Below are 11,558 nucleotides of genomic sequence, written 5' to 3'. Positions count from 1 at the left end.
TAGTCGTTATTCAGCTGCACGACTTTTCTTGTGATCAACGGGGTCTCACCCGACACATCCAGGGTGTAGAAGCAGGTGCCAAAGAAGCTGTCAGTTTTCTTGTAACGATGGCTAAGCGTATGCCAGTTAAACCGCAGCTCCATCGTGTCGCCGTTTTGCGACAAGATCTCCAGATTGGTCACCTGGTGGGTGGTGCGCGGTTCCGGCGTACTCGCCCCGCTGCGCTCGGTCTTGATCCGATAGACCCGATCTTCCAGCCCTTCCCGGTTGGGGTAGTAGATCAGTGAGATCTCGCTGTGCGGGTCCTGGGTGAGCTGGTCGTCGTCGTCCCAGGCAGGCATCCAGAACTCGGCGTCTTTGCGATACAGCGCGAGCCACTCATCCCACTGGCGGTCGTCCAATAAGCGGCCTTCGCGGTACAGGAAGGCTTGGATATCGTGATAGCTAATGCTCATGTCACTTCTCTCCTCTCTTCAGGCGCTTAGGCGGACGCAGTGGCGATAAACTGACTGCGCTCTTTGTCGATGGCGCGCAGCATTTCGTTGACCCAGTGCTTGTGGTGCAGCACGTAAAGGCCTTCGTCTTCCGGGGAGGCGCCACTGAGCAGGGGCTTCATGTCGATGGCTTGGGCCGTTTCATCGGCGCCTTCGATCCACTGTTGGGCCCCGCGAGAGAGGTCGTTCCATTCGGCCAGGGCGCCGTTGTAGCCTTCTTGGCAAGCGCGGAACTCTTCCAGGTCGTCGGGCGTGCCCATGCCGGAGACGTTGAAGAAGTCTTCGTACTGGCGGATACGGACACGTCGGTCCTCGGCGGACTCGCCTTTGGGCGCGAAGCAGTAAATCGTCACTTCGGTTTTGTCCACGGCGATCGGACGGATCACGCGGATTTGCGTGGAGAACTGATCCATCAGGTAGACGTTGGGATAAAGGCAGAGGTTACGCGTCTGGTTGACGATGGAATCGGCGCGGGCCTCACCCAGCTGTTCCTGGATCCAGTCCTTGTGCTGGTAGACCGGGCGAACATCGGGGTTAAGCAGCCGGGTCCATAGCATCATGTGGCCGTTTTCGTAGGAGTAGAAGCCACCTTTGCTCTTCGACCAGCCGTCGGCGTCCACCGCTTTGGTGCCGCCAGCATCGTAGTTACGGCGTTCCATCGTGGAGGCGTAGTTCCAGTGCACGGAGCTGACGTGGTAGCCGTCCGCGCCATTTTCGGCCTGTAACTTCCAGTTGCCGGTATAGGTGTACGACGAGGTACCGCGCAGAATTTCCAGGCCTTCGGGGGCTTGGTCGACGATGTTGTCGATGACCTTGGTGGTTTCGCCGAGGTGTTGTTCGAGCGGTTGAACGTCGTCACTCAAGCTGCCGAACAGGAAGCCTTTGTAGTTTTCAAAGCGCGGTAGGCGCTTGAGGTTGTGGGAGCCATCCTGTTTGAAGTTATCCGGATAGGCGCCGACCTTCTCGTTTTTGGCCTTGAGCAGTTGGCCGTCGTTTTTGAACGTCCAGCCGTGGAACGGGCAGGTAAAGGTACCCTTGTTGCCGCGCTTACGGCGGCATAGGGTGGCACCGCGGTGCGCACAGGCGTTGATCAGGCCGTGCAGCTCGCCTTGCTTGTCGCGGGTAATGAGTACGGGCTGACGACCCATAGTGACGGTCATGTAATCACCTGGTTCAGCGACTTGGCTCTCGTGGGCCAGGAACAGCCAGTTGCCTTCGAAGATGTGCTTCATCTCCAGTTCGAAGAAGGCAGGGTCGGTGAACATGCTGCGGTGGCAACGGAAGATGCCCTGGTCAGGGTCGTCTTGAACGGCATTGCGAACGCGGGCTTCGAGCTGATCAAGCTGCGTGGTCATGATCTCTCTCCTCGTAATTATTGGTCTCGCTAAGGCGGGCCAAGGGGAAGGCCCGCCTTGTTCAAGGTATGAGGGTTAAACCTTGGCGGTACCGGCAAGCTGGCTGGCCAGGTCTTGTTCGTCTTCTTTGGCCCGAGGACGGGCGTGACGAACCTGTAGCTCGGCAGCGTCGGTTTTAGCCAGTTCCACATCGAACACAACGTGAGAGAACGGGCCGTCCAAATCGCGCTTGGCGATCTCGGCCGGGTCTTCGATCCGCTCGGCGGGGACAACCAGCTCTTCGCGGGTGGCAAAGGCAAAGTCATCAAAGGTGTAGGGGTCGCCCGCGAGGTTAATCTGAGTGGTTAGGTGTTGGTGGCCCGGAGCGGAGACGAAGTAGTGGATATGTGCTGGACGTTCACCATGGCGACCCAGCGACTTAAGCACCACATCCGTCGGTGCACCTTCGGGCACGCCATAGCCGGAGGGGATAATACTGCGCGCGGTATAACGGCCGTCGCTATCCGCATAGATCGTGCGGCGCATGTTGTACTCGTCCTGGGAGGGATCAAAGAACGAGTAGCCGCCCTTGGAGTTGCAGTGCCAAATCTCAACCTTGGCCCCGGCGATCGGGTTGCCGTTCACATCGCGCACCTGACCGGTTAGCCACATCACCTCAGCATCAGGATCACTGCCATCGTCCATGCGTGCAAAGCCTTCGGCTTCCGGGGCACCGGCTACGTACAGCGGGCCTTCGATGGTGCGCGGGGTGCCGCCAACGCGCTTGGCTTCGGCATCGATGGCGTCTTGGCGCATGTCGAGGAAGTGGTCAAAACCCAGCCCCGGTGAGAGCAGGCCGAACTGGGTCTGACTGCCCAGGGCATTGAGCAGGTTCACCCCTGCCCAGTACTCTTCCTCGGTGACGTCGAAGTCGTCGATCAGCTTGAACAGATCGCCGACCAGGCGATGGACAATTTGCTTGGCGCGGTCATTGCCACCGGCCTGATCAAAGCCAGCCACGGTTTTGACAAACTCTTGGACTTCGGGAGTATCGAATATCTTCACAGTCATGGTAAAACCTATATTTTTTTATAGACTATTATTTTGTAAAAAGAACTAGCGTGTTCTGCAGGTTTAAGTATCGTCTTCACGAACAGAAGAGGGATGACGACACAGCGGTTTGACGTTGATTTCCATATAGGGAAATAGCGGCAGATTGCTGACTAGCTCTTGCAACTCGGCATTGTCCTCAACATCAAAAATACTGACATTTGAGTAGCTGCCTGCCACCCGCCACAAGTGGCGCCATTTGCCTTGATGTTGCAGATCTTGTGAATAAGCCTTTTCAGTCGCTTTGATTTTGGCCGCTTGCTCGGCTGGCATATCGGTCGGTAATTTAACGGTCATCTCTACTTGAAACAGCATACATCTCTCCTCTTTGATGGCGGGCAACGCAAATGTTAGCTTTATTTATGTAGCTTTTACTTACGTGAGTAGTGCGCCAATTTATCTTCATCTAAGGTAATGCCCAGCCCTGCCCCTTGCGGCACTTCAACACCAAACTCGGTGTAGTTAAGGGGGTCGATGACAATGTCGTCTTTCAGTAGCAATGGCCCGAACATCTCAGTGCCCCATGTCATTTCCGGCAGCGTCGCCCAAGCGTGCAGTGAGGCGGCCGTACCGATGGTGCCCTCTAGTAGCGTGCCTCCATATAAGCCAATGCCTGCTGCCTGAGCTACATGAGCAAGTTCCAGTACGCCATGAATACCACCGGATTTTGCAATCTTTAGCGCAAAGGCACCACTAAAACCACTGGACACCAGATCTAGCCCATCACGGGCATCCTGCACCGCCTCGTCAGCGAGCATTGGTACGTTAAAGCGATTAGCTAAACGTACTAAGCCTGCATGTTCACGGGCGGGAATGGGTTGCTCAATTAACTCAATACCGGCATCTTGCAGCACTTGAATACCGCGAACCGCTGTGGATTCATCCCACGCCTGGTTAACGTCAACGCGCACGCTAGCACGATCGCCCAGCGCCTCTTTTATCGCTGCCACATGGCGGACGTCTTGCTCGACCGGATTAGCGCCAATTTTCAGCTTAAAGTCGCAATGCCGGCGCTGATCTAAACGTAGCAGCGCCTCGTCGATATCTTTGGCAGTATCGCCACTAGCAAGGGTCCAAAGCACAGGTAAATGCGCTTGCCGCGCGCCACCCAGCAGCTCGGTAACGCTCAATCCCAAGCGCTTGCCCTGCGCATCTAACAATGCTGTTTCTAATGCTGACTTGGCGATCATGTTGCCGCGAGCGTGCCGGTTAAGTCGGGCGCGTAGTTGATGGACGTTATTAGAGGGCTGACCGATCAGCAGTGGTGCTAGGTAGGTATCAATATTGCGCTTAATGCTCTCCGGGCTTTCCGGGCCGTAGGCCAAACCACCAATGGTGGTGCCCTCGCCGAGCCCTTCGATACCGTCGGAGTGGCGCATGCGCACAATGACCATGGTTTGGCAGGCCATGGTAGCCATTGAAAGTTTGTGAGGACGAATGGTCGGTAAGTCGACCAGTAGCGTCTCAATATGTTGTATGGTGGTTGACATGGTGGCTCCGGCGTATGGCAATCATTTAACTTACTATCAGTTTGATTGGCGTTAGAGGTCGGAACCAATATTGTTTAGGTGCTTGGCTATACCGAGTAGGTATTACTACAGAGTGATGACTGCTTGATTTTTAGCGGGTAACTATCACTATTTAGCCGCCTCTTCTTCTATCCAGCTCTATCAGGCCTCGCAGCTTCCGTTTATTTCCTTTATTTATCAAAAAGTTGAACAAAATAGCCTTGCTTGAACGATGAGCTACTCACAAAAGAATTATAAATAACGGCAAACTATAGTGATGTATTCATCATACAAGCTCTACTACTAACTATTAAGGGAGCGGCACACCTTCCCCTTTTACCACAGCGCCCCTAGTGGGGCCTCTTTTGCGACAAAAAAGTGAGGCACTGTGGCAAAGTGATGTATTGCGGGGCTAAATTCGAAGTTAATGCTCAGTGGCTACCGCTACTATCTTCCGCGCCGCCATTACATCATCGTGCGGATCGTGGCTCCAGAGCCAATCGAAGCGGTTTTCCAGATTGTCGATCAGCTTGGTTTCATTGGCACCAATGTTTTCACCTGCATACTCGTAGACATCGCCCGCCTCATGGGACGTTCGCTGCACTTTGCAAGTACGACTATGGCGCACTTGTTCAAAGGCGGACAACACAGTGCTCACATTATGGCGATGGCAACTGGCATCCGCCAGCAGAGTGGCCAGCACATAGGCGTCTTCCAGTGCCTGACCGGCACCTGCCCCCTGGTGAGGCACTAACGCATGGGCGGCGTCGCCAACAATCAGTACGCGGTCGCGCTGGTAGCGGGCAAGCTCAGGTAACTCATGCAGCGCCCAGCGCGTTGGCTCAGGAATGCATTCGAGAATGGCTTGGCAAGCCGGGCTCCAGCCTTTAAATACTTCTAACATTCCCTCTTGGCTGACGGCTTGAACCCACTCTTCGTCTTCGGGCAGCTTAGGGTTCGGTGTCGACCGATCAGTAATGAAGGCCACAACATTAACCAGCTGTGACTGCTTAACCGGAAATGTTAGAATATGGCGGTCTTTGCCAAGATACATCTGAGGCACCAATGCCAGGCGCTTCTCGCTGCCTTTAGCCTCTAGAGCTGCCTCTAGCTCATCAGTGGGAATCATGCCGCGATAGGCGTAAGTGCCACTCCAGAACGGGGCAATCTCGCCGTACTGCTCCGGGGGGAGCACATGGCGCCGCACTGCCGACTTAATACCATCAAAGCCGATGATCACATCGCCAGTAAAGTGGGTGCCATCGTCGAAGCTGGCGGTGGCGCTGTCATCATCTTGATTAACATCTATACAGCGTTTGCCAAAGTGGGCGATGCCTTCAGGCAGATTGGCAACAATCGCATCGAGAAAATCGGCACGATGTACCGAGGATTGACCAACGCCTGGCGCCATGCTGGCGGTGAGGTAGGTATCATCACTGCCACGCCGCCACTCGAACCAGACATCCTCAAAGGGCGCTGGTGATGAATCGGCAATCTGTTGATATGATGCTTCCAGACCCAACAGCTGAATGGCCTTCACCGCATTGGGACCAAAGGAGACGCCCGCACCAATCTCGGAGAACTGGGGAGCCGCTTCGAACAGTTGCACGTCCAGATGCCGATGGCGTGATAGCGCAACGCCCAAGGCGACGCCGCCAATGCCACCGCCCACGATGCCAATCGAAAGTCGTTTCTGCTGAGTCTGTTTGGAAGGCATGTTTTTTCTCCACTCAGAAATTTATCGTTATCATGTTGATTTTATGCTCTGCCCTTAACGCTATTAGGATGCAGCAGCGGTCACCACACAGCCCTCTTTATAAAGGCTATAAACGGCGCTAATAACAATATGAATGAACGAGTTGAAAACATTAACCATGATTGTAATCGACTATTGTCGAACGCCTGGCATGGCGCATCCTGATGGTTAAACTTGCCAATATTGACCTGAACTTGCTGGTGGTATTTGACCTGCTATATCAAGAGCGAAATACTCAGCGGGTCGCGCTACGTCTAGGTATTACGCAGCCAGCGGTGAGTCATGCACTAAAGCGCTTGCGCCACTTACTGAATGACGAACTCTTCGAGCGCACCTCGCAAGGGCTCCAGCCAACGCCACGCGCTAGCCAGCTACACCCCGGCATTGCGGATGCGTTGGCACGCATGAGTAACACCTTAAACCTAGGCGACGTTTTTAACCCGGCGTTGAGTGAGCGCACCTTTAATCTCACCATGACAGATATTGGCGAAATTGTCTTTCTACCGCGCTTACTGCAACACCTATCACACGTAGCGCCGGGCGTCTCGCTTAGCACTGTGCGCAGCCACAGTCATGGTTTGAAGTATGAGATGGAAGAGGGGCAGATTGATCTAGCCGTGGGATTGATCCCCCAGCTGGGAGCCGGTTTCTATCAGCAGCGGCTGTTTGCACAACGCTATGTCTGCCTGATGCGCCATGACCATCCCCTCGCCACTGGCGACTTTAGCTTAGAGACGTTTCGCTCAGCCCACCACGCCGTGGTTGTTGCTCAGGGAACCGGCCACGGGGTGGTAGAAGAGCAGCTTGTTCGCGCGGGCGTCAATCGCCCCGTCAGGCTAACTCTGCCAAATTTCGCTGCTGTTCCCTATATTGTCAGCAGCAGCGATCTAGTAGTAACGGTGACCGACAAATTAGCCGAGGCGACGTGTGAACGCTTTGAACTCACCGTTCGCGAACACCCTTTCGCGTTTCCAGAGATTCCGATTAATCTTTTCTGGCACCGCCGTTTTCATCAAGATCCCGGCAACCGCTGGTTAAGAGGGCTCATGTTTTCTATGTTCTCTGAATAGGTGCCTTTACGCCTAGGAATGGGGCTTTGCCCACGCCGCGCGAGTGCTATGAGCAGCCGTTTTGTTGGTAATCTTCCAAGCGCCGTCGACTTTCACCAAAGCAATCACATCAACCCAAGAATCCTCAAGGTTGTCGCTATTATCAAAGCCTAGTATCACGTTGGCGACTTCCCCAGCCTGCGTCACTGCAATAAAGCGGCTCTTCACTGCACGTTGACTATCAGCCCAACGCTCGAAGCGATCGCTAATCAGGTCAGTCGCTAACGCACCATCAGCGTCTAAAGCAAAAATCAACGCATCCTTATGAAACGCCTCCTCCAGCTTCTCTCTTCTGCCTTGAAAACCATCAACATATAGCTGAACAACACGCTTAATCTCATCAATCTCAGGTGCATCACCCACGATAGTAATATCCGTCATAACTTAACTCCTATGGTTTAATTGTCGGTTTTACTTTTTTATAACCCAAGTATCTCACGTGCCTGTTGCCAGGTAGCCACCGGCCGCTGGTACTTTTCGCATAGGGCTACGGTGCGCTCAACCAACGCCGCGTTGGAAGGCGCCAGCGTTTCGCTGTCTAGGCGCACGTTATCTTCAAGCCCTGTACGGGTATGGCCGCCTGCAGCAATCGACCACTCATTGAGCAGATATTGATTGGCACCAATGCCCGCGCCGCACCACTGTGCATCCGGTGCCAGACGCTTGAGCGTTTCAATATAAAAATCAAACGTAGGTTTGTCCGCTGGCATAGAATTTTTAACGCCCATTACGAACTGCACGTAGAGCGGCGTCTTTAGCTTGCCTTGCTTTGAAAGATTCACCGCTTGGTGGATATGTGACAGATCAAACGCCTCGATCTCGGGTTTGATGCCGTACGTGAGCATCCCATCGGCAAGCCACTCCACCAGCTGCGGCGGGTTCTCGTAAACACGGTTGGGGAAGTTGTTGGAACCCACCGAGAGGCTGGCCATATCAGGCTTCAGCGGCAGCATCCCACCGCGTGCTTCACCAGCGCCAGATCGCCCGCCGGTAGAAAGCTGAATAATCATACCGGGGCAGTGTTTCTTGAGCCCTTCCATCAGGTGGCCAAACTTCTCCGGGTCGGATGAAGGCGTTTGATCATCGTTACGCACATGACAGTGAGCAATGGTGGCGCCCGCTTCAAACGCCGCCTGGGTGCTTTCAATCTGCTCTTCCACCGTAATCGGTACGGCGGGGTTATTCTCTTTGCGCGGCAGGCTGCCGGTAATGGCGACGCAAATTATGCAAGGCTGAGACATAAAAACTCCTTTGTTCTTATTGAGAACACTAATTTGTAATGCGAACAAATAGAACGGTTATTAACTACCATCAAACCTGAATCGCTGCCAATGATGTTGACAGCCACGTTTTAGAAAGAGACATCGAATACGAGGGGGACAATGGTGTAGAGCGCGATCATAATCACCAGCAAGCCGATAACGTTGAGCCAGATGCCTGCCCGGATCATGCTCTTGATTGGAAGATCCCCTGTAGCGAAAGCCACCGCATTGGAAGGCGTTGCCACCGGCAACATGAAGGCGCAGCTCACGGCAAAGGTAACCACGATAGTCATTAGGAAAGGCTCAATGCCCAACCCAACGGCAATAGAACCCATAATGGGGAAGAAGGCAGCCGCCGTTGCCGTGTTGCTGGTAAGTTCGGTCAATAGGATGATCACGATAGCGGTGATGGCCAAAATCAAAATTGGCGGCAGTCCCGACAATCCCGAGACGCTCTCACCAACCCAGGCACTCAAGCCAGTAGCGGTAAACTGAGCTGAGAGTGTTAAGCCACCGCCAAACAAAATCAGTACCCCCCAAGGCACATCACGCGTGGCCGACCACTCTAGCAATGCCCCTTTGCCATTAGAGGCAGGGATCACAAACATCAGAATCGCCGAGAGAATCGCTACACTGGTGTCGTTGATGTTACCCAACCAAGGCAGCGCACTCTGCACTACAGGAATTCTCGCGATTAACGGTACGAAGACCCAGCAGAAGACCGCCCCAGCAAAAACCATTAGGACTCGAGCCTCTTCAGGCGATAGTCGGCCCATGGTCTTAAGTTCTGACTCGATCATCGCTCGGCCCCCCTTGATACTCTCGGCTTCCGAGCGGAACACTAGCTTGCTGAGGATGAACCAGGCCAGTATTAGCATGGTGAACGAGAATGGCACACCCACTAGCATCCAATGACCAAAGCCGATACTCAGCCCGTGGGCATCTTCCATGTAGGCGCGCATTAGCGCCATCGGCGGCTGGCCAATTAGCGTGGCCATGGAGCCAATGGTGATGGCATAAGCAATGCCCAGCAGCACGGCGGCGGAAAACTTAGGCGTGTCATCACCATTACCCAGCGACTTCACTAACGCAATGATTGAGCCCCCGATCGGCACCATAATGACAGCGGTGGCAGTGTTGCTGACCCACATGGTGATAAACCAGCTAGCGAACATTAAACCGAAGACGATTTGAGCTGGCTTGGTACCCACGGTGAGCACCGTCAGTAACGCGAAGCGCCTATGTAAGTTCCAGCGCTGCGTTGCCAAGCCTAGCAGAACACCTCCTAACACCAAAAAGACAATGCTATGAGCATAGGGTGAAGCCGTTGCACCCACTGAAGCAATATCGAAGAAAGGAAAGAGTACCAACGGTAACAGCGATGTGGCCGGAATAGGAATCGCCTCAGTCATCCACCACGTGGCCATCAGCATCGCAATGCCCGCCACAAGACGAGCATTGAAGGCTAGCGTTTCGGGCAACAGGAAGAGTACACCCAGGCCAATAATGACACCCAGCACAAGAGAGATCGGCTTGAAAGCAGAGGTTTCCGCGTAGGATGTCTGTTCGACGGCCCTGGTGGATTGCGTCATGGTCGTTCCCCGCATAGAAATAACAATGCAGGTAAGTGTTACGACTTACGTGCCGAGCCGCCAATACCTCTAAGGTTGATGCACATACCTAATTGAGACAATCATCTTAATAACAAAGAACGCTTTACAGCTAAATAAATCAGCTGGACACGAGCTATATTAATATTTTTTCGTGATTCATATATTCATGGCTAAGGTATAGGGTCTAGGGTATTCCCCAAAGTTACGACCTATAGCTTACGACTAATGGATGCTCTCCATTATTAATCAGTAAAAAACAAAAAAAAGTATAACTATTCGCTATTCGAACATTATATTAATTTACTGGCAGACTATTCGTAGATTTGATGAGAAGATAAGAGTGAAAGACTTCCACCAGAAAAAGACGCTTAAGCCTGATGACCGTGACTTCGTAACAGCCTTGGCTAGTGGCTTGGAGGTCATCATTGCCTTTGATAATTCCCATCCACGAATGACGTTGGGCGAGGTCACTGAACGCACGGGAATGAATCGAGCGAAAACACGGCGACTCTTGCTAACGCTGCAGGCATTAGGCTATGTGCGTAAGCAACAGCTTTACTTTGAACTCGCTCCTAAAGTACTGCAGCTTGGGTATTCGCATCTTTCGGCAAATAATTATCACAGCGTTATACAACAGTGTTTGGAAGATATTACAACGGAAAGCGGCGAGTCATCCTCACTTGGAGTGCTGGATGGAGACGATGTTATTAATGTGGCGCGCTCATCGGCACCGCATCGTTTGATGGCGATTGCTCTATCAGCGGGCACGCGGTTACCGGCAGCGTATACATCGATTGGTCGTATATTATTAGCACAGTTGCCTGAAACAGCGCTAAACGCTTACCTAGAGCGCATCTCATTGAAACGATATACCGATAAAACTATCACTGATAAAGAGAGCCTTAAGGAGTGTATCGATAAGGTGCGTCAACAAGGTTATGCTATCTCAGATCAGGAGTTAGATCCGGGGTTGCGAGCAATTGCTGTCCCCGTATTTGACAATCACGATAAATTAATAGGTGCCATGAATATTAGCACCAACGCCGCCCGTGTAGATATGCAAACTCTACTGCACAATTACCACATGCTATTGGTGGAAAAAGCTCAGCTCATTCATCAATCAGTAAGCATTTAGATTCTCTAACCAGAAAAAGCATACGTAAGTCGCTCTTTGGTCATAAAGCATTCCTAAAGATGACACTTTAACCTTTTCTCAGAACTAATACTATGAACTTAATTAAAGTTATAACTAACCTTATTTAACGATAATCTCATTATGAACAGACATGCTATGCCGAAGATGGTCATTGGCGCTACTAAAGGGCACGAGCCAACTGTCAGTGCATATTGATTGATAGTTGATAGTTAACGT

Annotated in this window: 11 protein-coding genes; 2 read left to right on the top strand and 9 right to left on the bottom strand. The window is 52.6% G+C overall.

Features of this window, described 5'->3' with window-relative positions; genetic code table 11:
- The 6 genes from benB to salA all read right to left on the bottom strand — a co-directional run.
- Window positions 1–455 (bottom strand): benzoate 1,2-dioxygenase small subunit (benB, locus tag ELY38_RS12270; protein ID WP_127059553.1); only part of this gene is annotated, 455 nt, incomplete at its 3' end.
- A gap of 26 nt (window positions 456–481) precedes the next feature.
- Window positions 482–1,849: a Rieske 2Fe-2S domain-containing protein gene (locus ELY38_RS12265; protein ID WP_127062562.1), complete on the bottom strand. Its 1,368-nt coding sequence runs from the start codon at window positions 1,847–1,849 to the stop codon at window positions 482–484.
- A gap of 75 nt (window positions 1,850–1,924) precedes the next feature.
- The gene (gene catA / locus ELY38_RS12260; protein ID WP_127062561.1) at window positions 1,925–2,899 is read right to left on the bottom strand and encodes a catechol 1,2-dioxygenase; all 975 of its coding nucleotides are present in this window, start codon (window positions 2,897–2,899) and stop codon (window positions 1,925–1,927) included.
- Between the two features lie 63 nt (window positions 2,900–2,962).
- On the bottom strand, window positions 2,963–3,253 hold the full coding sequence (gene catC / locus ELY38_RS12255; RefSeq protein WP_127062560.1) for a muconolactone Delta-isomerase: 291 nt from the start codon (window positions 3,251–3,253) through the stop codon (window positions 2,963–2,965).
- A gap of 56 nt (window positions 3,254–3,309) precedes the next feature.
- Window positions 3,310–4,428, bottom strand: a complete 1,119-nt coding sequence (locus ELY38_RS12250) for a muconate/chloromuconate family cycloisomerase (RefSeq protein WP_127062559.1) — start codon at window positions 4,426–4,428, stop codon at window positions 3,310–3,312.
- Between the two features lie 442 nt (window positions 4,429–4,870).
- On the bottom strand, window positions 4,871–6,163 hold the full coding sequence (gene salA / locus ELY38_RS12245) for a salicylate 1-monooxygenase (RefSeq protein ID WP_127062558.1): 1,293 nt from the start codon (window positions 6,161–6,163) through the stop codon (window positions 4,871–4,873).
- A 203-nt stretch (window positions 6,164–6,366) separates the two neighbouring features.
- On the opposite strand from salA, the gene ELY38_RS12240 reads away from it, so the two are divergent.
- Window positions 6,367–7,272 (top strand): LysR family transcriptional regulator, encoded by a 906-nt coding sequence (locus tag ELY38_RS12240; protein WP_127062557.1) that lies wholly within the window; start codon window positions 6,367–6,369, stop codon window positions 7,270–7,272.
- Window positions 7,273–7,284: 12 nt separating this feature from the next.
- Here the strand turns inward: ELY38_RS12240 and ELY38_RS12235 are convergent, their stop codons facing one another.
- The 3 genes from ELY38_RS12235 to ELY38_RS12225 all read right to left on the bottom strand — a co-directional run bounded on the left by ELY38_RS12235 (window position 7,285) and on the right by ELY38_RS12225 (window position 10,165).
- On the bottom strand, window positions 7,285–7,692 hold the full coding sequence (locus tag ELY38_RS12235) for a nuclear transport factor 2 family protein (RefSeq protein ID WP_127062556.1): 408 nt from the start codon (window positions 7,690–7,692) through the stop codon (window positions 7,285–7,287).
- Between the two features lie 38 nt (window positions 7,693–7,730).
- Complete coding sequence (locus ELY38_RS12230) at window positions 7,731–8,552, bottom strand: 3-oxoadipate:acetyl-CoA acetyltransferase (protein ID WP_127062555.1); 822 nt, start codon at window positions 8,550–8,552, stop codon at window positions 7,731–7,733.
- 110 nt (window positions 8,553–8,662) lie between these two features.
- Window positions 8,663–10,165 (bottom strand): SLC13 family permease, encoded by a 1,503-nt coding sequence (locus tag ELY38_RS12225; RefSeq protein WP_127062554.1) that lies wholly within the window; start codon window positions 10,163–10,165, stop codon window positions 8,663–8,665.
- 361 nt (window positions 10,166–10,526) lie between these two features.
- On the opposite strand from ELY38_RS12225, the gene ELY38_RS12220 reads away from it, so the two are divergent.
- The gene (locus tag ELY38_RS12220) at window positions 10,527–11,321 is read left to right on the top strand and encodes an IclR family transcriptional regulator domain-containing protein (RefSeq protein WP_127062553.1); all 795 of its coding nucleotides are present in this window, start codon (window positions 10,527–10,529) and stop codon (window positions 11,319–11,321) included.
- Window positions 11,322–11,558 lie beyond the last annotated feature (237 nt).

Origin of the sequence: Vreelandella nanhaiensis (assembly GCF_003990185.1) — a bacterium.
In the GTDB taxonomy this organism is placed as follows: Bacteria; Pseudomonadota; Gammaproteobacteria; order Pseudomonadales; family Halomonadaceae; genus Vreelandella; species Vreelandella nanhaiensis.
The sequence above is the reverse complement of the archived record's forward strand: the minus strand, read 5'-3'. Positions and strand labels throughout refer to the sequence as shown.